Raw genomic sequence first — 22,452 nt, 5'->3', positions numbered from 1 at the left:
TATAGGGGAAAGAAACATTTGTTATCAATTGCGAAATATTGCTATTCGCAGTTAATTTACATTCTTTACAATTTGCCTTTACGGTTTTTACGTTCTCATGCGTCCCGGGGTTTTACACAGTCAATAAGAATCAATATCATTGACGGCCTTTCGCTCTGCAGGTACCTGGCCATGTTGCTGCACATCCCTGGCGTGTTCACCCGTGACGAGGTCGGGCGCATCCGTGAAGCCCTGGAACAGGCGGACTGGGCGGACGGCAAGATCACCGCCGGTTACCAGTCGGCCAAGGCCAAGCACAACCTGCAATTGCCGGAAGGCCACCCGCTGGCCCAGGAGATCGGCGCGGCGATGCTCGATCGCCTGTGGCAGAACCCGCTGTTCATGTCCGCCGCCTTGCCGCACAAGGTGTTTCCGCCGCTGATCAACTGCTACACCGCCGGCGGCAGTTTCGATTTTCATATCGACAACGCGGTGCGCCAGCCCAAGGGCAGCCCGGAGCGGGTGCGTACGGACCTGTCGTCGACCCTGTTCTTCAGCGACCCCGAGGATTACGAAGGCGGCGAGCTGGAGATCCAGGACACCTTCGGCCTGCAGCGGGTCAAGCTGCCGGCGGGGGACATGGTGCTGTATCCAGGCACCAGCCTGCACAAGGTCAACCCGGTGACCCGGGGTGCTCGCTACGCCTCATTCTTCTGGACCCAGAGCCTGGTGCGCGAAGATAGCCAGCGCGCCTTGCTGTTCGAGATGGACGGCGCGATCCAGGAGCTGACCCGGGACGTGCCCGAGCATCCTTCGCTGATCCGCCTGACCGGCACCTACCACAACCTTCTGCGTCGCTGGGTCGAGGTGTAAGCCGTGACTTTTCAACTTCGTCGCGAGGAGCTCCTCGACGGCGCGCAACTGAGCGCCATGCTTGAAGAGAGCCCGGCCCGCGCCGCCCAGGCGGTGCTGGCGGCTGCTTCCGAGGGCCTGCTGGACGCCCAGGCGCTGCTGGGGCAGATCCTCCTCGACGGTCGCGGCATCCAGCAGGATCAACCCCTGGCGGTGCGCTGGTTCGAGATCGCCGCACAACGTGGGCACCTGATGGCGCGCAACATGCTCGGGCGCTGCCATGAGCACGGCTGGGGTTGCCCGGCGGATGCCGCCAGCGCGGCCGGGCACTATCGCCTGGCTGCCGAAGCGGGGCTGGACTGGGGGCTGTACAACTACGCCAACCTGTTGGCCACCGGTCGCGGCGTGGTGCAGAACCATGCCTTGGCCCTGGCCTGCTACCGTCGTGCGGCGGACCTGGGCCATGCCAAATCGATGAACCTGCTGGGGCGCTACCTGGAGGAGGGGCTGGTGTGCCAGGCCGACCTTGAAGCGGCGCGGGACTGGTACCGGCGCTCGGCCGAAGGCGGGGATTTTCGCGGGCAGTTCAGCCATGCGGCGGTGCTGGCCGATGCCGGGCGTATCGACGAAGCCGTGGCGTGGCTGCAACGGGCTCTGGCCGGTGGCAACCTGAATTTCCTCCGGGTGGCATGCGCCGCGCTGCTCAAGGCCACGCACCCCGAGATTCGCGACCTGGCCCAGGCCTATCAGCGGCGGGCGGCGCAATTGGGTGACGAACGGGATGGAGAGCGGCTTGCTGTGTTGTCTTAAATCACTATGATTCAAAGCTAATCGCTTTTAATCATTCTGATGCAGGTCTTGCCTCATGCCCGCGACAAAAGTACTGACCGCTCACATTCCATTGGACCTGGCTGATAAGGTCGATCAACTTGCTTCACGCCTGGAACGCTCCCGGGCCTGGGTCGTGAAGCAGGCGTTGGTGGCCTGGGTTGACCAGGAAGAAGAGCGCCGTCGACTGACGCTTGAGGCCTTGGCAGATGTCGATGCTGGAAGGGTTGTCGATCATCAGTCAGTGTTGGCTTGGGCGCAGAGTCTGTCTGGCGACAACCCTCTGCCCTTACCAAAATGAGACAGCTGAAATGGACGAGCAAGGCCCTATCCGATCTGGCTCGGCTTTTTGAGTTTCTCGCCCAGGTCAATCGTTCTACTGCTGCTCGGACCGTGCAATCGCTGGTGCAGGCTCCAGATGCTCTTCTATCTAACCCACGATTGGGAGAGCAGTTGGAGGAATTCAAGCCGAGGGATGTTCGACGATTGCTGGTGGGGCATTACGAGATGCGTTATGAGATTCAAGGCATGGCCTTGTCCATCCTGAGTATTTGGCATGTCCGGGAAGATCGTTGAATCACTGAACCGCGCGCACAAAAAAGCCCATGACAAGTCATGGGCTTTTTCTTGCAGCTAGCTGCCGTCTTTAAACGTAGAAGGCCTTCAGCGGCGGGAAGCCGTTGAATTCCACCGCGCTGTAGCTGGTGGTGTAGGCGCCGGTGGACAGCCAGTACAGGCGGTCGCCGATGGCCAGGTTCAGTGGCAGGCCGTACTTGTAGTTTTCGTACATGATGTCGGCGCTGTCGCAGGTCGGGCCGGCGATCACCACTTCTTCCACTTCACCTTTCTTCTCGGTCCAGATCGGGAACTTGATGGACTCGTCCATGGTTTCGATCAGGCCGGAGAACTTGCCCACGTCGGTGTACACCCAGCGCTCGACGGCGGTGCGGGATTTGCGCGCCACCAGTACTACTTCGCTGACCAGGATGCCGGCGTTGGCGATCAGCGAACGGCCTGGCTCCAGGATGATTTCCGGCAGGTCGTCGCCGAAGTCTTCCTTGAGGAAGCGGATGATTTCCTCGGCATAGGTTTCCAGGCTGTTGGTGCGGGTGATGTAGTTGGCCGGGAAGCCGCCACCCATGTTGATCAGCTTCAGCTCGATACCGTCTTCTTCCTTGAGGCGCTCGAAGATCACCTTGACCTTGGCAATGGCGGCGTCCCAGACGCTGATGTCGCGCTGTTGCGAACCCACGTGGAACGACACACCGTAAGGCACCAGGCCCAGGTCGCGAGCGAGGATCAGCAGGTCCATGGCCATGTCGGTCTGGCAGCCGAACTTGCGCGACAGCGGCCAGTCGGCGGTGGTGGAGCCTTCGGTGAGAATGCGCACGTAGACTTTCGAACCCGGTGCGGCCTTGGCGATGTTGCGCAGGTCGGCCTCGGAGTCGGTGGCGTACAGCCGCACGCCCTTGTCATAGAAGTAGCGGATGTCCTTGGACTTCTTGATGGTGTTGCCGTAGCTGATGTTGGCCGGGTTGACGCCGCGGCCCAGCACCTTGTCCAGCTCGTAGATCGAAGCGATGTCGAAGCTGGAGCCTTTTTCGTGCAGCAGGTCGATGATCTCGACGGCCGGGTTGGCCTTGACCGCGTAGTAGACCTTGGCGAATTCGAAACCGGCGCGCAGGTCGTCGTAGGCCTGGGAGATCATCTGGGTGTCGATGACCACGAACGGGGTTTCTTGCTGGTCGGCGAAAGACTTCATTTTCTGAAAGGTTTCGCGCGCGAAATAGTCTTCGACGTTAATCGACATGCGTTGGGAACTCCTACTGGCAAACGTTGGTAATCAATGGGTTTAAGGACATGTCATTGATGACAGTGCCTTGTGAACGTCCTCCGTATCCCCACTTTGGTTCGCCTACTTCCCAAGGCATGTCGCCGAAAGCAAAAAGGCCATGGGAAATCTGCCCTTGGCCTTGCTGTCTCGTCGTCAGTACTTGAGCCGGATGGATCGTTTCCAGCATGGACGTTCGGCGCGAACTTTAGGCGGTGAGGGGGCTGAGATCAACAAAAAATGTCGCGTTTTTGCACTTGTCTGACGTGCGTTATCGACACCTCTCTTTGTAGCCGACACAGATGACGGACAGATGTTCCCGAAGAATTCTCGAGTGTTAAAAATACCTGCACGTTCGACGCTTTTGCGTGCCAAGTAGCTGGGAAGTATGAAAGCGTCAACATCGGCGACGTTAGCGGCGAGAGGGCGGTTTGAGGGGGATTTTGGCTGTTTCGGAGGAGGCCGCCGGACAGCTCTGACCGGGGCGGCTGTTGATATTTTTTTCCGGCGTGTGGGTGGGCCAAAAACACCCGGTGGCGAGGGCGCTTGCTCGCGCCGGATGCGCAGCAGCCCCATTCTTTTTGCAAAGAGGGGCCGCTTCACGGTCCCGCGGGAGCAAGCGCCCTCGCCACAGGTTGGTTATTGGCTATTTATTGATCAGGCGACCACTGTTTCAGCCGGCGAGACGATATTGGTCTTCATCCCCCGCGAACGCCCGGAGCTCAGGTAGGCGGCGATGGATTCCTGAGTCACCTCGCCCAGGAACACCCGCTCGGCATCCATCACCGGCAGCCACGAGCGGTTGAACTCGTACATGCGCGACAGAAGAATCCGCAGGTGTTCGTCGTAGGCGGCTGTAGCGTTGAACTCTCGCAGGAACTGGGCGCAGGTGCCGGTCTGACGGTGCAGGTCGCGACGACGTACATAACCCAGAGCCTTGTTCTCGGCACAGGTCACCACCACGTAGCGCCGGTCGTGTTCGTCCATCAGTTCCAGGGCGTCGGCTACCGGGGTTTCCGGGCTGACCGACGGGGCGTTGTCCGCGGCGTCTTCGGCCTTGACCAGCAACAGGCGTTTCAAGGTGCTGTCCTGGCCGACGAAGTTGCTGACGAAGTCGTCCGCCGGGTGCGCCAGCAGGGTGTCGGGGTGATCGATCTGCAGCAGCTTGCCGGCACGGAAGATGGCGATCTTGTCCCCCAGTTTGATGGCTTCGTCGATGTCATGGCTGACCATGATCACGGTCTTGTTCAGCGCCCGCTGCATCTCGAAGAATTCATTCTGGATCATTTCGCGGTTGATCGGGTCCACCGCGCCGAAGGGCTCGTCCATCAGCAGCAGCGGAGCGTCCGCCGCCAGGGCGCGGATCACCCCGATGCGCTGTTGCTGGCCACCGGACAGTTCCCGTGGGTAGCGATGCAGGTACTGCTTGGGTTCGAGCTTGATCATGCTCATCAGCTCGCGGGCCCGGTCGTGGCATTTCTGCTTGTCCCAGCCCAGCAGGCGTGGCACCACCACGATGTTTTCCTCGATGGTCATGTTGGGGAACAGGCCGATCTGCTGGATCACGTAGCCGATGTTGCGGCGCAGGGTCACTTCGTCGAGATCGGTGGTGTCCTCGCCATTGATCAGCACCTTGCCCGAGGTGGGCATGATCAGGCGGTTGATCATTTTCAGCGTGGTGCTCTTGCCGCAGCCGGAGGGCCCGAGGAACACGCAGATCTCGCCTTCATTGACGGTCAGGCTTACCGAGTCGACGGCTTTGACATCCTTGCCGTTGCTGCGAAAGGTCTTGGTCAGGTTTTGAAGTTCGATCATTTCAGGAGTCCTTTTGGAGTCAGCGAGCGTTGCAGCCATTGCAGAAGCAGGTCGGCGAAGATGGCCAGGAGACTGACCAGCACGGCGCCGACGATCAGCATCGACATGTCGCTGCGGCTGATGGAAGCAAGAATGAGTACGCCCAGGCCGCCGGCGCCGATGGTGGCGGCGATGGTCATGACGCCGATGTTCATCACCACGGCGGTGCGTACCCCGGCGAGGATCACCGGCACCGCGATCGGCAACTCGACCATGCGCAGGCGCTGGCCGAAGGTCATGCCGATGCCGCGGGCGGCTTCACGAATGCCCGGTTCGACGCCGGTCAGCGCCAGGTAGGTGTTGCGCATGATCGGCAGCAGGGAATAGAGGAACACCGCGGTGATAGCCGGTAGCGGGCCCAGGCCCTGGCCGAACTTGGAGTAGAACGGCAGCAGCAGGCCGAACAGGGCGATGGACGGAATGGTCAGCAGCACGGTGGCGCTGGCCTGCAGTGGGCCGGCAAGGGTCGGGAAGCGGGTCATCAGCACGCCCAGGGGCACGCCGAAGACGATGGCCAGGGTGACGGCGATGCCCACCAAGGTGATGTGCTGCCAGGTCAGGTGCAGGACCTGGGCCCAATCGAGATGGGAAAAGGCGTTCAGGAATTCCATGTCTTCTCCTCTTTAGTTGATCGGGTGCTGGCGCAGGAAATCTGCGGCCACGGCGGATGGGCTTTCATGGTCGACGTCGACCCGCGCGTTCAGCTGGCGCATGGTTTCGTCGTCGAACAGCGCCGCCAGCGGCTGGAGCTCGGCGGCCAGTTGCGGGTGGGCGTCGAGGTAGGCCTGGCGTACCACCGGCGCGGCGGTGTAGTCCGGGAAGTAGTGCTTGTCGTCTTCCAGCAGTTTGAGCTTGAAGGCATTGAGGCGCCCGTCGGTGGTGTACACCAGGCCGGCGAACACCTGGCCGTTGCGCAGGGCGGTGTAGACCAGGCCGGCGTCCATCTGCCGGGTGTTCTTGCGGGTCAGGGCCATGTCATAGAGCTTGACCATCCCGGCCATGCCGTCGGAGCGGTTGGCGAACTCGGTGTCCAGGGCCACCAGGCGGTTCTCCTTGGTGTTTTCGGCCAGGGCCTGGGTCAGGTCGCTGATGCTATTGATCTGCGGATGTTCCTTGGCCACGTTCTCTGGCAGCGCCAGGGCATAGGTATTGCTGAACTTGGACGGTGACAGCCAGACCAGGCCTTTTTTCGCATCGAGTTCTTTCACTCGGGCGTAGGACTGTTCGCTGTCGAGTTTCTCGTCGATGTGGTTGTAGGCCACCAGCGAGACTCCGGTGTACTCCCAGATCAGGTCCAACTGGCCACTTTCCTGGGCACTGCGGGCCAGGTTGCTGCCCAGGCCCCCGGTGACGCGGGTGTCGTAGCCCTTGCTGCGCAAGTACTGGGAGGTGATCTCCGCCAGCAGGGTCTGTTCGGTGAAGACCCGGGCGCCGATGCGGATCAGCGGTTTTTCCACGGCGTGGGCCAATGTGCTGAAAAGCAGGGCGCAGCCGAGTATCAGGCTTAATTTCTTCATGTCGGTTCCTTGGCTCTGACGGGCTTAAGACGGGCGCAGACCACGTTCCAGCCAAAGTCGGCTGGCCAGGGTCACCAGGCCATCGAGGAGCAAGGCCAGCAGCGCGGTGCAGGCGGCGCCGAGCAGCAATTGCGGCTGATTGTTCAGGGCGATGCCGGGGAAAATCAGGCTGCCCAGGCTGTTGGCGCCAATCAGGAAGGCCAGGGGCGCGGTGCCGACGTTGATCGCCAGGGCCACCCGCACACCGCCGATGATGATCGGCACGGCATTGGGTAATTCGACTTTCCACAGCACCTGGCGTGGCGTCATGCCGATGCCGACCGCAGCTTCCTTGAGGGAGCCCTGGACGTTCTTCAGGCCTTCATAGGTGTTGCGCACGATGGGCAGCAGGGAGGCGAGGAACAGCGCGAAAATGGCCGGGCCACTGCCGATGCCGAGGATCCCCAGAGCGATGGCCAGGACGGCCAGGGGAGGGACGGTGTTACCGATGTTGAACACTTGCATGAAGCGTTCGGCGCGTCCGACCATGCTCGGGCGGCTGAGGACGATGCCGGCGGGGATCCCCACCACCAGCGCGGCTAGCATTGAAGCCAGGACCAGGAACAGATGAGCTTGCAGGTAGAACAACAGATCGTCGCGGTAGTGTTCGATCGTAGTGATGCCGATCCAGTGGACCAGCAGGGCCAGGAGGGCGATTACCGCAGCGCCTCCTATCAGCCCTTTGCCATAGCGAATAGCCACAGGCGGACTCCTTTTTGTCGGTCTGCGGGCACTTTCCCGTGTGGCAGGGCCATTCCTGGCTGCCGGGAAAGTACGCGCGAAAAGCAGCTCGTCGAGCGCCGGCAGAGCGGCGGGTGAACGGGCCATGAGCGCAGCTTCGTCAAGCTAACTTGCTGATATTTCAGCCCCTGACGACAGTGCGTGACAGGGGAGTGGACGTCTCCACGTTTTAAAAGGTTCCATAATTGGCAGCATTTAGCCACCGTTAATCTGCCGTCCGGTCGCCCGGGCGACGGGGGGAGCTGTGGCCCGCAAGGCTATGTCTGGGCTATAATCTGCGCCCTTTTTTGATCACCGCCAGGCGATTTCCCATGACCCAACAGGCCGCCGAAGTCGCGAAACGCCGCACTTTCGCCATTATTTCCCACCCGGATGCGGGTAAGACCACGATCACCGAGAAGCTGTTGCTGATGGGCAAGGCCATTGCGGTGGCGGGTACCGTCAAATCGCGTAAGTCCGACCGCCACGCCACTTCCGACTGGATGGAGATGGAGAAGCAGCGGGGTATTTCCATTACCACGTCGGTCATGCAGTTCCCCTATCGCGAACACATGATCAACCTGCTGGACACCCCCGGCCACGAAGACTTCTCGGAAGACACCTACCGCACCCTGACCGCGGTGGACTCGGCGCTGATGGTGCTCGACGGCGGTAAGGGCGTAGAGCCACGGACCATCGCCCTGATGGACGTCTGCCGCCTGCGCGACACGCCCATCGTCAGTTTCATCAACAAACTCGACCGGGACATTCGCGACCCGATCGAACTGCTGGACGAAATCGAAGCGGTCCTGAAGATCAAGGCTGCCCCCATCACCTGGCCGATCGGTTGCTACCGCGACTTCAAGGGCGTGTACCACCTGGCCGGCGACTACATCATCGTCTACACCCCGGGCCACGGCCACGAGCGCACCGAAACCAAGATCATCGAAAAGCTCGACTCCGCCGAAGCCAGGGCCCACCTGGGTGACGAGTACGAGCGCTTCATCGAGCAGCTGGAACTGGTGCAGGGCGCCTGCCACGAGTTCAACCAGCAGGAGTTCCTCGACGGCCAGCTGACGCCGGTATTCTTCGGGACCGCGCTGGGCAACTTCGGTGTCGACCACGTGCTCGACGCCGTCGTGGACTGGGCGCCGCTGCCGCTGGCCCGCGTTGCCAACGAGCGCAGCGTGGCCCCCCAGGAAGAGAAGTTCTCGGGCTTCATCTTCAAGATCCAGGCGAACATGGACCCCAAGCACCGCGACCGCATCGCCTTCATGCGCATCTGCTCGGGCAAGTACGAGAAAGGCATGAAGATGCGCCACGTGCGCACTGGCAAGGACGTGCGCATTGGCGACGCCCTGACCTTCTTCTCCTCCGAGCGTGAGCAACTGGAAGAGGCCTATGCCGGCGACATCATCGGCCTGCACAACCACGGCACCATCCAGATCGGCGACACCTTCACCGAAGGCGAGGCGCTGGGCTTCACCGGTATCCCGCACTTCGCCCCGGAGCTGTTCCGCCGTGTGCGTCTGAAGGACCCGCTCAAGTCCAAGCAACTGCGCCAGGGCCTGCAACAGCTGGCCGAAGAAGGCGCGACCCAGGTGTTCTTCCCCGAGCGCAGCAACGACATCATCCTCGGCGCCGTGGGTGTGCTGCAGTTCGACGTGGTGGCCAGCCGCCTGAAGGAGGAATACAAGGTGGAGTGCTCCTACGAGCCGATCACCGTGTGGTCCGCCCGCTGGATCGAATGCAGCGACAAGAAGAAGCTCGAAGAGTTTTCCAACAAGGCGGTGGAAAACCTGGCCCTGGACGGCGGCGGCCACCTGACCTACCTGGCGCCGACCCGGGTCAACCTGGCGCTGATGGAAGAGCGCTGGCCGGACGTGAAATTCCGCGCCACCCGCGAACACCACTAAGTTCGCCGGCCCCCCCCCCGAGCCCCGCTGTGCAGACAGCGGGGCTTTTTTTTGCGCGCAGGATTGGCCTGCCGCCACCCCGTAGGCGCCGGCTTGCCAGCGAAGGCGGCGGACGCTGTTGTGCCTGGCTTGCGGGTTTCTTCGCCGGCAAGCCGGCTCCTACGGATTGTGGTGTTCTTAAGGGAGCGCCGTTAGTCGGAAGGGCTTTGGCGGCTCGGGAATCGATAGGGAGCTATCTGGAAAAGCCGGGATATCACGACTAGGTTTCAGACAGTGCTGTGGCCGCCGCAAGGCTGGCGCGCAGCCATCGATGATTCACCTATGAAAGGATGGAATCGGCTATGAGAATTTTCCAACGCGTTGTGCTGTTGATCAAAGTGCTGGTGATGCTGTCGCTCGGAACCTCGGCGGCCTGGGCCCACAACCTGATGCAGGTGAGCGAGCCGGGTTACTCCTCGAGCCAGAGCGCACCGGTGCAGATGCTTGCCAAGTCCGAATCGGAGCCGGGCGATGAGGGCCAGGGTGGCAGTTCCGGCGATGACGACCAGACCACCGACGAGGATGACGGCGACAGCCAGGGCTAAAAGAAACCCCCGACGACGGACTGATGCGCAATCCGTCGCCGGGGGCGGGTCGAACGAGGTTCAGGCGCTCCCGGAGGCATCCGGGAGCGCCTTTTTCATGGCCGCTACAGCACGAATTGCTCGGCGTAGTGGCAGGCCACCTGGCGGCTGTCGAGCTGGCGCAGGGCCGGCTCTTCAGTGCTGCAGCGCTCGGTGGCATAAGGGCAGCGCTTGTGGAAGGCGCAGCCCGGTGGTGGGTTCAGCGGGTTGGGCAGCTCGCCGACGATCTTGATCTTCGGCTTGTCCGGGTCCGGGTGGATGGTTGGTGTCGCCGACAGCAGGGCCTGGGTGTAGGGGTGCAGGGGGCGGGTGTAGATGTCCTCCTTGGGGCCCATTTCCACCGGCCGGCCGAGGTACATCACCAGCACCTGGTCGGCCACGTGGCGCACCACTGCCAGGTTGTGGGAAATGAACACGTAGGCGGTGTTGAATTCCTGCTGCAGGTCCATGAACAGGTTCAATACCTGGGCCTGGATCGATACGTCCAGGGCCGAGGTCGGTTCGTCCGCCACCAGAACCTTGGGCTGCAGCATCATTGCCCGGGCCAGGGCGATACGCTGGCGCTGCCCCCCGGAGAACATGTGGGGGTAGCGCTGGTAATGTTCGGGGCGCAGGCCTACCTGCTTCATCATCGCCTGGACTTTTTCCCGGCGTTCGGCGGCCGACAGCTTGGTGTTGATCAGCAGCGGCTCGGCCAGCTGGTCACCGATCTTCTGCCGCGGGTTGAGCGAGGCATAAGGGCTCTGGAACACCATCTGCACGTCTTTGCGCAGTTGCTTGCGCTGGGCCTTGTCGGCACCGGCGACTTCCTGGCCGGCGATCTTCAGCGAGCCGGAAGACGGTTCCTCGATCAGGGTCAGGGCCCGCGCCAGGGTGGATTTGCCACAGCCGGATTCACCCACCACAGCGAGGGTCTTGCCGGCTTCCAGCTCGAAGGACACGCCGTTGAGTGCGCGCACGGTGGCGTGGCCCTTGAACAGGCCACGGGACACTTCGTAGTGACGGGTGAGGTCGCGGGCGGTAAGAACGACGGCCATTACGCCACCTCCTGATTCAGCGGGTAGAAGCAGCGCACCAGGCTGGCGGCTTTCGGGTCGAGGCTGGGGCGCTGGGCGCGGCAGTTGTCTTGCACGTAGGGGCAGCGCGGCGACAGCAGGCAGCCTTGAGGCCGGTCGTAGCGCCCGGGGACGATGCCCGGCAGGGTCGACAAGCGAGTGGCACCGAGGCTGTGCTCGGGAATCGCCGCCAGCAGCGCTTCGCTGTAGGGGTGCGCGGGGATGTCGAACAGCTCCGGTACCTGGCCCACCTCAACCGCCTGGCCGGCGTACATCACACACACCCGCTGGGCGGTTTCGGCGACCACGGCGAGGTCGTGGGTGATCAGCACCAGGCCCATGTTCTGCTCTTTCTGCAGGTTCAGCAGCAGGTCCATGATCTGCGCCTGGATGGTCACGTCCAGGGCGGTGGTGGGTTCGTCGGCGATCAGCAGCTTGGGCTCGCCGGCGATCGCCATGGCGATTGCCACCCGCTGGCTCATGCCGCCGGACAGTTGGTGCGGGTAGGCGTCCATGCGGCTGGCGGCGCCGGGGATCTCGACCTTTTCCAGCAGTTCGATGGCGCGCTTGCGCGCCGCCTTGCTGGACATCTTCAGGTGCAGGCGCAGCACTTCCTCGATCTGGAAGCCCACGGTGTAGCTGGGGTTCAACGCGGTCATCGGGTCCTGGAAGACCATGGCCAGGTCCTTGCCGACGATCTGCCGGCGCTGGCGCGCGCTGAGCTTGAGCATGTCGCGGCCGTCGAAGCTTAGGGCATCGGCGGTGACGATGCCGGGGTGCTCGATCAGGCCCATCAGGGCCATCATGGTCACCGATTTGCCGGAGCCGGACTCGCCGACGATGGCCAGCACTTCGCCCTTGTCGACCTTGAGGTCGAGGCCATCGACCACCGGCACCGCCGTGGCGTCGCCGAAACGGACATTGAGATTCTTGATTTCTAGCAGTGACATGGGAATCTCCTCAGGCGGCGTTCTTGAGTTTCGGATCCAGCGCATCGCGCAGGCCGTCGCCCATCAGGTTGATTGCCAGCACGCTGAGCAAAATGGTCAGGCCCGGCAGGCTCACGACCCACCAGGCGCGTTCGATGTAGTCCCGGGCCGAGGCCAGCATGGTGCCCCACTCCGGAGTCGGCGGTTGCACGCCCAGGCCGAGGAAGCCCAGGGCGGCGGCGTCGAGGATCGCCGAGGAGAAGCTCAGGGTGGCCTGGACGATCAGCGGTGCCATGCAGTTGGGCAGCACGGTGATGAACATCAGGCGTGGCAGGCCGGCACCGGCCAGGCGCGCGGCGGTCACGTAGTCGCGGTTGAGTTCGCCCATCACTGCGGCGCGGGTCAGGCGTACATAGGACGGCAGGGACACCACGGCAATGGCGATCACGGTATTGATCAGGCCTGGGCCGAGGATGGCGACGATGGCCACGGCCAGCAGCAGCGAGGGCAGGGCCAGCATGATGTCCATCAGGCGCATGATGGTCGGGCCCAGCAAACGCGGGAAGAAGCCGGCGAACAGCCCGAGGAGGATCCCCGGGATCAGCGACATCACCACCGACGACAGGCCGATCAGCAGCGACAGGCGCGAACCCTGGATCAGGCGCGAGAGCAGGTCGCGGCCCAGTTCATCGGTGCCCAGCAGGAACTGCATCTGGCCGCCTTCGAGCCAGGCCGGAGGGGTCAGCAGGAAGTCGCGGTACTGCTCGCTGGGGTTGTGCGGCGCCACCCAGGGCGCGAACAGTGCGCAGAACACGATCAGCAGCATGAACAGCAGGCCGGCCACCGCGCCCTTGTTGCGGGAGAAGTGCTGCCAGAATTCTTTGTAGACGGACGGATAGAGCAGGCTTTGATCGACTGCTACTGAGGAAGTTGGAGTGCTCATTAGTCTTGATCTCAGCGCTGATGACGGATGCGTGGGTTGGCAAAGCCGTAGAGGATGTCCACCACGAAGTTGACCATGATCACCAGGCAGGCGATCAGCAGGATGCCGTTCTGCACCACGGGATAGTCCCGGGCGCCGATGGCCTCGATCAGCCACTTGCCGATGCCCGGCCAGGAAAAGATGGTTTCGGTCAGGACCGCACCGGCCAGCAGGGTGCCGACTTGCAGGCCGACCACGGTCAGCACCGGAATCAGCGCGTTGCGCAGGCCGTGGACGAACACCACCCGAGCCGGCGACAGGCCCTTGGCCTTGGCGGTACGGATGTAGTCCTCACGCAGCACTTCGAGCATCGAGGAGCGGGTCATCCGCGCGATCACCGCCAGCGGAATGGTGCCCAGCACGATGGCGGGCAGGATCAGGTGCTGCAGGGCGTCGAAGAAGGCGTCGGTGTCTTTGGCCAGCAGGGTGTCGATGAGCATGAAGCCGGTTTTCGGCTCGATGTCGTAGAGCAGGTCGATACGCCCGGAAACCGGGGTCCAGCCCAGGCTTACCGAGAAGAACATGATCAGGATCAGGCCCCACCAGAAGATCGGCATCGAATACCCCGCCAGCGAGATCCCCATTACCCCATGGTCGAACAGCGACCCTCGCTTCAAGGCGGCGATCACCCCAGCCAGCAGGCCGAGCACACCGGCGAACAGCAGGGCGGCCATGGACAGTTCCAGGGTCGCGGGGAACAGCGAGGTGAATTCGCTCCAGACGCTGGTGCGGGTACGCAGGGACTCGCCCAGGTCGCCGTGGGCCAGCTTGCCGATGTAGTCCAGGTACTGGGCGTACAGCGGCTTGTTCAATCCAAGGCGTTCCATTGCCTGGGCATGCATCTCAGGGTCGACCCGACGCTCGCCCATCATGACTTCCACGGGGTCGCCGGGAATCATGCGTATCAAGGCGAAGGTCAGCAAGGTGATGCCGAAGAATGTGGGTATCAGCAACCCCACACGGCGGGCAATAAAACTAAACATCTTCTGAAGTACCTCAATCAGCCGGTTAGGCGTTCCCGCCATCCTTGGGGTCAAGGACGGCGGGCGTTTCTTATTACTTCACTTGGGTGGTAGCGAAGTTGTTAGTGGTCAGGGGGCTAATGTGATAACCCTCGACGTTCTTGCGCATGGCGGTGAACATTTTCGGATAGGCCATGGGGATCCACGGTTGATCCTGTTCGAAAACCAGCATGGCCTTTTCATAGAGCTCGGCGCGTTTGGCGGGTTCAGCGTCGGAGCGTGCTTCGTCGATCAGATCCTGGAACGTCTTGTTGCACCAGCGGGCGTAGTTTTCGCCGTTTTTCGCCGCGTCACAACTCAGGTTCGGGGTCAGGAAGTTGTCCGGATCGCCGTTGTCCCCGGCCCAGCCCGCCGACACCATATCGTGTTCGCCGTTTTTCGCACGCTTGAGCATCTCGCCCCACTCCATCACGCGGATGTCGAGCTTGAGGCCCACCTTGGCCAGGTCGGCCTGCATCATCTGTGCGCCGAGCATCGGGTTGGGGTTGGTCGGGCCGCCGCCGTTGCGGGTGAACAGGGTGATAACCGTACCCTCCGGTACGCCGGCTTCCTTGAGCAGCGCGCGGGCCTTGTCCAGATCCCGGGGCGGGTTCTTCAGGCTGTTGTTGAAGCCCAGCAGGGTCGGCGGATACGGGCCGGTGGCCACCAGGGCGTTGCCCTTGCCGTACAGGCTGTTGACGTAGGCTTCCTTGTCGAAGGCGATGTCGATGGCCTTGCGCACTCGCACGTCGCTCATGTACTTGCGCGTGGTGTTCATGGCGATGTAGCCGGTGGTCATGGCGGCCAGCTCGTCGACCTTGAGGTTGGCGTCGGCCTTGATGCTGGGAATGTCATCGGGCTTGGGGTACAGGGCGATCTGGCATTCGTTGGCCTTGAGTTTCTGCAGGCGCACGTTGTTATCGGTGGTGATCGCCAGCACCAGCGGGTCGGCCGGCGGCTTGCCGCGGAAGTAGTCCGGGTTGGCCTTGAAGCGTACCTGGGCGTCCTTGGCATAGCGGGTGAAGATGAACGGGCCGGTGCCGATGGGCTTGCTGTTGAGCTCAGAGGTCTTGCCTTCCTTGAGCAGCTTGTCGGCGTATTCGGCCGGGAAGATCGACGAGAAGGCCATGGCTACGTCGGCGAGGAAAGGGGCTTCGCGGCGGGTCAGGGTGAAGACCACGGTGTGGTCGTCGATCTTCTCGACGCTTTTCAGCAGTTCCTTGAAGCCCATGCTTTCGAAATAGGGGAAGCCCACGCTGGACTTGTCATGCCAGGGGTGCTTCGGGTCAAGCTGGCGCTGGAAGCTCCAGAGCACGTCGTCGGCGTTCATCTCGCGCGTCGGGGTGAAGTAGTCGGTGCTGTGGAATTTGACGCCCTTGCGCAGATGGAAGGTGTATTGCAGGCCGTCGGGGCTGATGTCCCAGGATTCGGCCAGGGCCGGCTCGATGTCAGTGGTGCCGGGCTTGAAGTCCACCAGGCGGTTGAAGATGGTTTCCGCCACTGCGTCGGCCGTGACTGCAGTCGTGTACTGGACCATATCGAAGCCTTCCGGGCTGGCTTCGGTACAGACCACCAAGGGTTTGGCTGTGGCGCCCAGGGCGACGCTCAGCAGGGCGGCGCCAACGGCCGCTTTCAGGGGAAGCATTTTCATCAGGAACCCTCTGCAATCGATTGAACCAGATTAGCTTGAATGGCGGATTCGTCATGAATCCGCCCTTCAACTGGTGGGTTAGAGAATATTGAACGGGATGGTGGTAACCAGTCGGAATTCATTGATGTTGCCGTCGGCCTGGTTCTCGCTGGCGCGGTGCGTGGTGTAGGTGGCACGGATCGCGGTGGCTTTCAGCGGGCCGCTCTGTACGGCGTAGGAAGCACCGATGCCGTATTCGTAGTGGTGCTCGCCGTCCATGGTGCGTACGCCATAGACCGTACCGTCTGCCTTGACGCCGCTGTAGGCGGTGCCGTTGTAGTGGGTACCGTCGATGCCCCAGCCACGGGCCTGGTAGATGTTGAACTTGAGGCCGGGTACGCCGTACTCGGCCATGTTCAGGCCGTAGGCGATCTGGAAGGATTTCTCGTTCGGGCCGTTGAAGTCCGAGAGCAGGGAGTTGGCCAGGTAGATGCCGTTGGTTTCGTGCAGGTAGTCGAAGTACTCGTTACCGTTAATTTCCTGGTACGAGAAGGTCAGGCTGTGGGCCTGGTGGGTCAGGCCGAGCGACAGCGAGTAGGTGTCGTTGTCGATTTCGCCCATCTTCTTCTTGCCGGTATCGACGGTCTTGTAATAGTTCAGGCCGGTGGTCAGGCTCAGCACCGAGCTGTCGCCCAGCTCGTGGGTGGCGCCGAAGTAGTACTGGTTCCAGAAGTCTTCCACCTTGGAGGCGTAGAGGCTGGTCTTCAGGCTTTTCAGCGGCTGGTAGTTGGCGCCGACCAGGCTTACGCGATCGGTCTCGGCACCGTTGCTGTTGTACTCGGAGCTGAACTTGGACAGGCTCTGTTCGGTCCGTGGCGATACCCGGTCGAAGCTGCCGGCGTCGAACGACAGGTTGTTGAACTCTTCGCTGTGGATACTCACCCCTTCAAAGCTCGAAGGCAGCGGACGGTTGCCGATGACGTCGACGATCGGCGTGCTGAAGTTCTGCCGGCCGGCGGTCAGGGTGGTGTTGGACACGCGGAACTTGACGTTGGCCAGGCCCAGCTTGCTCCACTGGCCCACGGCGTCGCCGTCGGAGTGGGTCAGGGTGCGGTTGTTCTTGCCGGCGATGTCCTTGCGGTCACGATCCAGAGCAATAGCGTTGTAGGCGGCGACTTCAGTGCTGACGCCAACGGTGCCTTCAGTGAAACCCGAGGTGTAGTTGAGGATGGTGCCCTGGACCCAGTTGATACGGCGCGGGGTCGAGGTCTCTACACCATTGTGGTTGTACGAAAAACGGTCGTTACGACGTTTCAGCTCGTTGGCGTACCAGTTGCGCGTGGTACCCGACAGGCTCTGCCCTTCGATAAAACCCTTGGTCTCAGCCTGGGCACTGGTGGCGTTCAGTTCAGTCGGGACGAAGTCCTGGCTGACGTTCTCCGCATAGGCCGAGGCGGTGATGCTACTGATAGCCAAGGCTAACAATGCGCTGCTGCTCAGTTTCATGGGTGAAGCTCCTTTGTTTTCTTTTTTAAATGCCGGTTTTTTTGGGCCGGCTGGTTTTTGGAACTCATTCAAGGCATCGCAAACGTTTGCATGTGGCTTGATCGCCGAATTCAGGCAAAGCGTCTGCGTGAGGGCGAAAATCGCCCCCAGGGTTTTGGCTCATCGGTTATGGGGCTAGGCTGACACCCGAAAAGGCGTTGCGGCCGAAAGGACTGACCTTGAAACCTTCGACTTTCGCGCTCAGCGGCTGGTTGATCGTCGAGTGGGCCACGGGTGTGATAGGGACCTGTTGCTTGAGCAGTTGCTGGGCCTGTTTGTACAGCAGGCTGCGCTGTTCACGGTCGGTGACGACCTTGGCCTGCTTGATCAGCTTGTCGTACTGCGGGTTGCACCACATGGAGTAGTTGTTGCCGCCAATGGCGTCGCAGCTGTACAGCGTGCCCAGCCAGTTGTCCGGGTCACCGTTGTCGCCGGTCCAGCCGATCAGGCTGATGTCGTGTTCGCCGTTCTTGGTGCGCTTGATGTACTCGCCCCACTCGTAGCTGACGATCTTCACCTTGAGGCCGATCTTCGCCCAGTCGGACTGCAGCATCTCGGCCATCAGCTTGGCGTTGGGGTTGTAGGGGCGTTGCACCGGCATGGCCCAGAGGGTGATTTGCGTGCCTTCCTTGACCCCGGCGGCCTTGAGCAGCTCCCGGGCTTTTTCCGGGTTGTAGGCGGCGTCCTTGATGGTTTCGTCGTAGGACCACTGGGTCGGTGGCATGGCGTTGACTGCCAGCTGCCCGGCACCCTGGTACACAGCGTTGAGGATGCTTGGCTTGTTCACCGCCATGTCCAGCGCCTGGCGCACTTCGAGCTGGTCGAAGGGTTTGTGTTGCACGTTGTAGGCGATGTAGCCCAGATTGAACCCGGGCTTTTCGATGACTTGCAGTTTCGGGTCGTTTTTCAGCGTGTCGATATCGGCGGGGCGCGGGTGCAGGGTCACCTGGCATTCGCCGGCCCGCAGCTTTTGTACCCGTACCGAGGCGTCGGTGTTGATGGCGAAGATCAGCCGGTCGAGCTTGACCCGGCTTGGGTCCCAGTAGTGCGGGTTGGCGCTGTAGCGGATCTGTGAGTCTTTCTGGTAACGCTGGAACACGAAGGGCCCGGTGCCGATGGGTTTCTGGTTGATCTGGCTCGGGGTGCCGGCCTGGAGCAGTTGCTCGGCGTATTCGGCGGAAAGGATCGCGGCGAAGCTCATGGCCAGGTTCTGGATGAAGGCCGCATCCACGGTATTGAGGGTCATGACTACGGTCAGCGGGTCGGTCTTTTCGACCCGGGCGATGTTCTTGTTCAGGCTCATGCCGTTGAAGTAGGGAAACTCCGTCGGGTAAGCCTTGCGGAATGGATGTTCGGCGTCGAGCATGCGGTTGAAGGTGAACAGTACGTCGTCGGCGTTGAGGTCTCGGCTCGGCTTGAAATAGGGCGTGCTATGGAACTTCACCCCTTCGCGCAGGTGAAAGCTGTAGGTGAGGCCGTCCTCGGAAATGTCCCAGCTCTTGGCCAGCGCTGGCAGCACGTTGGTGGCACCTCTTTCGAACTCCACCAGGCGGTTGTACAGCGGCTCGGCGGCATCGTTGTCGGTAGCAGTGGTGTATTGGGCGGTGTCAAAGCCCGCCGGGCTGCCTTCGGAACAGAACACCAGGCTGCGTTCGGCGGCGGTGCCGAACGAACTGGCGGCCAACAGGCCGCTGCCCAGCAGGGCCGGGAAAATCCAGGAATGACGCATGACCGTACTTCTCCATTTTTGTTGTGATGAACAATGGGCCATGACTCCTTCCTGGAGCCTGTACAGGCCATTGATGCCAAACCACTACGTGCGGCAGGTGCCCGTTGGCAGACGCAGCTTCGCCTTGCACCGACCTTGAGGGTCGAGGGCCGGGCGGTAACTGCGTCGAACCTGAAATGCCTGTAGGAATCGGCTCTGAATTCGCAAGACAGTGCGCCAGTGGCGGGTCGTTGCACAGTAGAGACCGAGCTCCAGCGGGCCGGGCTGGTAAAGCAACGGCGACGTCATGGACGTCGCCGTTGCAGAACCTTATTTGCCGATGCTGACGCCGTAGAAGGAATTCAAGCCAAAGGGGCTGATTTTGAAATCCTGCACGTTGGCGCGCATGGGTTGGAACACCGTCGAGTGAGCGATAGGTGTCATCGGTACTGCATCTTTGAGGATATGTTGCGCCTGCTTGTACAGCTCGGTGCGCTTGGCTACATCAGAGGTAGCCTTGGCTTGCTTGATCAGGGCGTCGTAAGGCTTGTCGCACCATTTCGAGAAGTTGTTGCCGTTCATTGCATCGCAACCGAACAGGGTGCCGAGCCAGTTGTCGGGGTCACCATTGTCGCCGCTCCAGCCGATGATCATCGCCTGGTTCTCGCCGCCCTTGGAGCGCTTGATGTACTCGCCCCACTCGTAGCTGACGATGTTCACCTTCAGGCCGATCTTCGCCCAGTCCGACTGCAGCATTTCGGCCATCAGCTTGGCGTTGGGGTTGTAGGGACGCTGTACCGGCATGGCCCACAGGGTGATCTGGGTGCCTTCCTTGATGCCGGCTTCCTTGAGCAGCTCCTTGGCTTTCTCGGGGTCGTACTTGGCGTCCTTGATGGTGGTGTCATAGGACCACTGGGTTGGAGGCATGGCGTTGACCGCCAGCTGGCCGGCGCCCTGGTACACCGAATCGATGATCTGCGGCTTGTTCACCGCCATGTCCAGCGCCTGGCGCACCTTGAGGTCGGCCAGCGGGTTGGCATCGGTACGGCCCTTGAGGACCGGCATCACGTTGTAGGCGATGTAGCCGAGGTTGAAGCCTGCCTGTTCAGGCATCTTCAGGGTCTTGTCTTCCTTGAGGGCCTTGAGGTCGGCCGGACGCGGGAAGAGGGTGACCTGGCATTCGTTCTTCTTCAGCTTCTGGATACGCACCGAGGGGTCGGTGGTGATGGCGAAGATCAGGTTGTCGATCTTCACGTCTTCAGGCTTCCAGTAGTCCTTGTTGCCGGTGTAGCGGATGTTCGAGTCTTTCTGGTAGCTCTTGAACACGAAGGGGCCAGTGCCGATCGGCTTCTGGTTGATGTCGCTGGCCTTGCCTTCCTTGAGCAGCTTGTCGGCGTATTCGGCGGACTGGATCGAGGCGAAGCTCATGGCCAGGTTCTGGATGAAGGCTGCGTCCACGGTCTTGAGGGTGAACTTGACGGTCTTGTCGTCGACTTTCTCGACCTTGGTGATGTTGGTGTCCATCCCCATGTCGGTGAAATACGGGAATTCGGTGGGGTAGGCCTTACGGAACGGCATGTCCTTGTCGATCATGCGGTTGAAGGTGAACAGCACGTCGTCGGCGTTGAAAGTACGGGTCGGGGTGAAGTACGGCGTGGTGTGGAACTTGACGCCTTCGCGCAGGTGGAAGGTGTAGGTCAGACCGTCGTCCGAGATGTCCCAACTGGTGGCCAGGCCCGGAATGACCGCGGTGCCGCCACGTTCGAACTGGCTGAGGCGGTTGTAGAGGGTTTCGGCTGAGGCGTCGAAGTCGGTTCCGGTGGTGTACTGGCCAGGGTCGAAACCGGCCGGGCTCCCTTCAGAGCAGAACACCAGGTTAGTCGCCGCTTGGGCGAAGGGTGCGCTGGCGAGCAAGCCGGCGCTGACTAATAACGGAAGGACTGCTTTCTTGAACATGGTGGCCTCATGATTTGTTGTCATTTTTGGTGTAGAGGGCGACCTTGTGAGTCGACCCGCCGATACTTATGCAGCCCTCATACCCAATGCAAGATGCAGGGCTGCCACAAGTCTCAAAGAGTGGAACGAACGTACAGGAATGACGCATTTGTATAAATCTTGACGCATTTGATCGTTTGCGCCGGTGTTTTGTGGTGCATGCGCTGCCTTTTCACGGGGCAATCGAAGCCCATCGCGCCCACTCTTGGTGCGGTGCTGGCTGGTGTGCCGGGTGATGCTTGGCCCAGGCGCCCGGCCTTGTCTGACCGGATGGAGATGGGCGGCTGGGTGAGGGAGGCCGTGGAGAACGGATGCCCGCAATTTTGCTGGCGATGGCGCGTGCTCGGCACATCGTCGCAGGTGCTGAATTCGGGGCTCGCAGTGAGGTTGTCACTGTGGAGGTCGCTGCGGGTTTGTGACGGCGTAGTGCCGCGGATCAGACCAGTTGTCTGCCAAACCTGGAGCGGAAAGGTCTTATCCATGCAAACCTCATTTTTTCTTTTTCTAGGGCATATCTGAGGATTGGCCTTGTGGGCCATGGAAACTCGCCTTCTTATGGGGAGTGGATGCAGCCCCATGGACCCTGTGCGGCGACGGCGATCGCTTTGTTGTGTTGTTGATAGTCGATTCGCCGATGCCGAAATTAAGTCATGCTGAAATCGTGGTCAACGAAAATTAAGCGTGACTAACATTTCTCCTTGTGCACAGGTTTGTCCCAGGGGTTCGACTGACGGCCGTGCGCTGGGCTCAGGCCGCGGAATGGTCGTCGAACAGGCCCATGGTGGTGACGGTCAGGACTTCTGCCGGGCCATTGCCGACGTTGGCCAGGCAATGAGTCTTGGTGGCGTCGAAGTGCACCGAGTCACCGGCACTCAGGGGATATTGACTGCCCTCGATGGTGTAGACGATCTGTCCTGAAAGCACGTAGGAGAACTCCGAGCCGTCATGGGAAATCAGCTCGGACTGGTAGCCCACCGGTATGTTCATCTTGACCGCGTTGATCAGGTTTCCGGGAAAGGAGCTGGACAGGCGCTCGTAGGCCAGTGGCTGGCCTTCGATGGTGTAGCGCACCCGCTTGCCGTCGTGGGAGTCGGGTTGCGCCTGGATCGGCTGGTCGAACAGGGCGTTCAGCGGAACGTTCAGAGACTTGGCGATATTGACCAGGGAAGAGATCGATACACCCGTGAGATTACGCTCTGCCTGGGAGAGGAAGCTGGCGGTCAGACCGGATTCGCTGGCGATCTGGCGCAGGGTTTTCTTGGCGGCGCGGCGATAGCGACGCAGGCGTTCGCCGATGCGATCTGCGGTCATTGAAGAGACTCTTATAGGAAAGAAGCAGTATACCCGGCGGACGTCAGCAACATCTGAGCCGCTGCGTACCGGGGGGCATAACTCTAACACCACAAAGCCGGGTTCCCCCGGGTCCGGGTTGAAATAGCCGGTAACGA

At 61.4% G+C, this 22,452-nt stretch carries 21 protein-coding genes; 6 read left to right on the top strand and 15 right to left on the bottom strand.

Annotated elements, in window-relative coordinates; translation table 11 throughout:
- Positions 1 to 171: 171 nt before the first annotated feature.
- The 4 genes from A9971_RS15755 to A9971_RS15740 are packed head-to-tail and all read left to right on the top strand — an operon-like array spanning position 172 to position 2,235.
- On the top strand, positions 172 to 852 hold the full coding sequence (locus tag A9971_RS15755; RefSeq protein WP_053156347.1) for a Fe2+-dependent dioxygenase: 681 nt from the start codon (positions 172 to 174) through the stop codon (positions 850 to 852).
- Positions 853 to 855: 3 nt separating this feature from the next.
- Positions 856 to 1,641 carry a tetratricopeptide repeat protein gene (locus tag A9971_RS15750; protein ID WP_065364618.1) on the top strand — a complete coding sequence of 262 codons (786 nt, stop codon included), beginning with the start codon at positions 856 to 858 and terminating at the stop codon, positions 1,639 to 1,641.
- A 55-nt stretch (positions 1,642 to 1,696) separates the two neighbouring features.
- On the top strand, positions 1,697 to 1,960 hold the full coding sequence (locus A9971_RS15745) for a CopG family ribbon-helix-helix protein (protein ID WP_047283908.1): 264 nt from the start codon (positions 1,697 to 1,699) through the stop codon (positions 1,958 to 1,960).
- The gene (locus tag A9971_RS15740) at positions 1,957 to 2,235 is read left to right on the top strand and encodes a type II toxin-antitoxin system RelE/ParE family toxin (RefSeq protein WP_053156352.1); all 279 of its coding nucleotides are present in this window, start codon (positions 1,957 to 1,959) and stop codon (positions 2,233 to 2,235) included. Before A9971_RS15745 ends, A9971_RS15740 begins: the two co-directional genes overlap by 4 nt.
- Positions 2,236 to 2,305: 70 nt before the next feature.
- Here the strand turns inward: A9971_RS15740 and A9971_RS15735 are convergent, their stop codons facing one another.
- The 5 genes from A9971_RS15735 to A9971_RS15715 all read right to left on the bottom strand — a co-directional run bounded on the left by A9971_RS15735 (position 2,306) and on the right by A9971_RS15715 (position 7,602).
- A complete protein-coding gene (locus A9971_RS15735) occupies positions 2,306 to 3,469 on the bottom strand; it encodes a type III PLP-dependent enzyme (RefSeq protein WP_015634137.1) in 1,164 nt (387 codons plus the stop codon).
- A 678-nt stretch (positions 3,470 to 4,147) separates the two neighbouring features.
- Positions 4,148 to 5,305: a betaine/proline/choline family ABC transporter ATP-binding protein gene (locus A9971_RS15730; protein ID WP_015634138.1), complete on the bottom strand. Its 1,158-nt coding sequence runs from the start codon at positions 5,303 to 5,305 to the stop codon at positions 4,148 to 4,150.
- Positions 5,302 to 5,955 carry an ABC transporter permease gene (locus A9971_RS15725; RefSeq protein ID WP_011059225.1) on the bottom strand — a complete coding sequence of 218 codons (654 nt, stop codon included), beginning with the start codon at positions 5,953 to 5,955 and terminating at the stop codon, positions 5,302 to 5,304. Before A9971_RS15725 ends, A9971_RS15730 begins: the two co-directional genes overlap by 4 nt.
- Positions 5,956 to 5,967: 12 nt before the next feature.
- Positions 5,968 to 6,861, bottom strand: a complete 894-nt coding sequence (locus A9971_RS15720; RefSeq protein WP_183001336.1) for a glycine betaine ABC transporter substrate-binding protein — start codon at positions 6,859 to 6,861, stop codon at positions 5,968 to 5,970.
- A gap of 24 nt (positions 6,862 to 6,885) precedes the next feature.
- Positions 6,886 to 7,602, bottom strand: coding sequence for an ABC transporter permease (locus A9971_RS15715; protein ID WP_011059227.1), 717 nt, complete (start codon positions 7,600 to 7,602; stop codon positions 6,886 to 6,888).
- 350 nt (positions 7,603 to 7,952) lie between these two features.
- On the opposite strand from A9971_RS15715, the gene A9971_RS15710 reads away from it, so the two are divergent.
- Together A9971_RS15710 and A9971_RS15705 are read left to right on the top strand one after the other, a co-directional pair.
- Positions 7,953 to 9,536, top strand: coding sequence for a peptide chain release factor 3 (locus tag A9971_RS15710; RefSeq protein ID WP_011059228.1), 1,584 nt, complete (start codon positions 7,953 to 7,955; stop codon positions 9,534 to 9,536).
- A 341-nt stretch (positions 9,537 to 9,877) separates the two neighbouring features.
- The gene (locus A9971_RS15705) at positions 9,878 to 10,120 is read left to right on the top strand and encodes a hypothetical protein (protein WP_015634142.1); all 243 of its coding nucleotides are present in this window, start codon (positions 9,878 to 9,880) and stop codon (positions 10,118 to 10,120) included.
- A gap of 104 nt (positions 10,121 to 10,224) precedes the next feature.
- Here the strand turns inward: A9971_RS15705 and A9971_RS15700 are convergent, their stop codons facing one another.
- The 10 genes from A9971_RS15700 to A9971_RS15655 all read right to left on the bottom strand — a co-directional run bounded on the left by A9971_RS15700 (position 10,225) and on the right by A9971_RS15655 (position 22,315).
- The gene (locus tag A9971_RS15700) at positions 10,225 to 11,196 is read right to left on the bottom strand and encodes a peptide ABC transporter ATP-binding protein (RefSeq protein ID WP_011059230.1); all 972 of its coding nucleotides are present in this window, start codon (positions 11,194 to 11,196) and stop codon (positions 10,225 to 10,227) included.
- Positions 11,196 to 12,164: an ABC transporter ATP-binding protein gene (locus A9971_RS15695; RefSeq protein ID WP_011059231.1), complete on the bottom strand. Its 969-nt coding sequence runs from the start codon at positions 12,162 to 12,164 to the stop codon at positions 11,196 to 11,198. Before A9971_RS15695 ends, A9971_RS15700 begins: the two co-directional genes overlap by 1 nt.
- A gap of 10 nt (positions 12,165 to 12,174) precedes the next feature.
- Complete coding sequence (locus tag A9971_RS15690) at positions 12,175 to 13,086, bottom strand: ABC transporter permease subunit (RefSeq protein WP_011059232.1); 912 nt, start codon at positions 13,084 to 13,086, stop codon at positions 12,175 to 12,177.
- An 11-nt stretch (positions 13,087 to 13,097) separates the two neighbouring features.
- Positions 13,098 to 14,108: an ABC transporter permease subunit gene (locus A9971_RS15685; protein WP_011059233.1), complete on the bottom strand. Its 1,011-nt coding sequence runs from the start codon at positions 14,106 to 14,108 to the stop codon at positions 13,098 to 13,100.
- A 73-nt stretch (positions 14,109 to 14,181) separates the two neighbouring features.
- Positions 14,182 to 15,777 carry an ABC transporter substrate-binding protein gene (locus A9971_RS15680; protein ID WP_011059234.1) on the bottom strand — a complete coding sequence of 532 codons (1,596 nt, stop codon included), beginning with the start codon at positions 15,775 to 15,777 and terminating at the stop codon, positions 14,182 to 14,184.
- 78 nt (positions 15,778 to 15,855) lie between these two features.
- Positions 15,856 to 17,262: an OprD family porin gene (locus tag A9971_RS15675; RefSeq protein ID WP_011059235.1), complete on the bottom strand. Its 1,407-nt coding sequence runs from the start codon at positions 17,260 to 17,262 to the stop codon at positions 15,856 to 15,858.
- 166 nt (positions 17,263 to 17,428) lie between these two features.
- Positions 17,429 to 19,030, bottom strand: coding sequence for an ABC transporter substrate-binding protein (locus tag A9971_RS15670; protein WP_011059236.1), 1,602 nt, complete (start codon positions 19,028 to 19,030; stop codon positions 17,429 to 17,431).
- A gap of 309 nt (positions 19,031 to 19,339) precedes the next feature.
- On the bottom strand, positions 19,340 to 20,965 hold the full coding sequence (locus A9971_RS15665) for an ABC transporter substrate-binding protein (protein ID WP_011059237.1): 1,626 nt from the start codon (positions 20,963 to 20,965) through the stop codon (positions 19,340 to 19,342).
- 113 nt (positions 20,966 to 21,078) lie between these two features.
- Positions 21,079 to 21,486 carry a hypothetical protein gene (locus A9971_RS15660; RefSeq protein ID WP_019096050.1) on the bottom strand — a complete coding sequence of 136 codons (408 nt, stop codon included), beginning with the start codon at positions 21,484 to 21,486 and terminating at the stop codon, positions 21,079 to 21,081.
- A gap of 265 nt (positions 21,487 to 21,751) precedes the next feature.
- Positions 21,752 to 22,315 (bottom strand): helix-turn-helix domain-containing protein, encoded by a 564-nt coding sequence (locus A9971_RS15655; protein ID WP_015634148.1) that lies wholly within the window; start codon positions 22,313 to 22,315, stop codon positions 21,752 to 21,754.
- Between the last annotated feature and the right edge of the window lie 137 nt (positions 22,316 to 22,452).

Source organism: Pseudomonas sp. UME65, assembly GCF_014170225.1.
GTDB lineage: Bacteria > Pseudomonadota > Gammaproteobacteria > Pseudomonadales > Pseudomonadaceae > Aquipseudomonas > Aquipseudomonas protegens.
Note: the sequence above shows the minus strand (reverse complement) of the source record. Positions and strands in the feature narration are given on the sequence as shown.

Bases quoted from the DNA above. Each gene is read 5' to 3' on its own strand.
- A9971_RS15755 (WP_053156347.1), top strand. From the start codon at position 172: ATGTTGCTGCACATCCCTGGCGTGTTCACCCGTGACGAGGTCGGGCGC.
- A9971_RS15745 (WP_047283908.1), top strand. From the start codon at position 1,697: ATGCCCGCGACAAAAGTACTGACCGCTCACATTCCATTGGACCTGGCT.
- A9971_RS15740 (WP_053156352.1), top strand. From the start codon at position 1,957: ATGAGACAGCTGAAATGGACGAGCAAGGCCCTATCCGATCTGGCTCGG.
- A9971_RS15735 (WP_015634137.1), bottom strand. From the start codon at position 3,469: ATGTCGATTAACGTCGAAGACTATTTCGCGCGCGAAACCTTTCAGAAA.
- A9971_RS15730 (WP_015634138.1), bottom strand. From the start codon at position 5,305: ATGATCGAACTTCAAAACCTGACCAAGACCTTTCGCAGCAACGGCAAG.
- A9971_RS15725 (WP_011059225.1), bottom strand. From the start codon at position 5,955: ATGGAATTCCTGAACGCCTTTTCCCATCTCGATTGGGCCCAGGTCCTG.
- A9971_RS15720 (WP_183001336.1), bottom strand. From the start codon at position 6,861: ATGAAGAAATTAAGCCTGATACTCGGCTGCGCCCTGCTTTTCAGCACA.
- A9971_RS15710 (WP_011059228.1), top strand. From the start codon at position 7,953: ATGACCCAACAGGCCGCCGAAGTCGCGAAACGCCGCACTTTCGCCATT.
- A9971_RS15705 (WP_015634142.1), top strand. From the start codon at position 9,878: ATGAGAATTTTCCAACGCGTTGTGCTGTTGATCAAAGTGCTGGTGATG.
- A9971_RS15700 (WP_011059230.1), bottom strand. From the start codon at position 11,196: ATGGCCGTCGTTCTTACCGCCCGCGACCTCACCCGTCACTACGAAGTG.
- A9971_RS15695 (WP_011059231.1), bottom strand. From the start codon at position 12,164: ATGTCACTGCTAGAAATCAAGAATCTCAATGTCCGTTTCGGCGACGCC.
- A9971_RS15690 (WP_011059232.1), bottom strand. From the start codon at position 13,086: ATGAGCACTCCAACTTCCTCAGTAGCAGTCGATCAAAGCCTGCTCTAT.
- A9971_RS15685 (WP_011059233.1), bottom strand. From the start codon at position 14,108: ATGTTTAGTTTTATTGCCCGCCGTGTGGGGTTGCTGATACCCACATTC.
- A9971_RS15680 (WP_011059234.1), bottom strand. From the start codon at position 15,777: ATGAAAATGCTTCCCCTGAAAGCGGCCGTTGGCGCCGCCCTGCTGAGC.
- A9971_RS15675 (WP_011059235.1), bottom strand. From the start codon at position 17,262: ATGAAACTGAGCAGCAGCGCATTGTTAGCCTTGGCTATCAGTAGCATC.
- A9971_RS15670 (WP_011059236.1), bottom strand. From the start codon at position 19,030: ATGCGTCATTCCTGGATTTTCCCGGCCCTGCTGGGCAGCGGCCTGTTG.
- A9971_RS15665 (WP_011059237.1), bottom strand. From the start codon at position 20,965: ATGTTCAAGAAAGCAGTCCTTCCGTTATTAGTCAGCGCCGGCTTGCTC.
- A9971_RS15660 (WP_019096050.1), bottom strand. From the start codon at position 21,486: ATGGATAAGACCTTTCCGCTCCAGGTTTGGCAGACAACTGGTCTGATC.
- A9971_RS15655 (WP_015634148.1), bottom strand. From the start codon at position 22,315: ATGACCGCAGATCGCATCGGCGAACGCCTGCGTCGCTATCGCCGCGCC.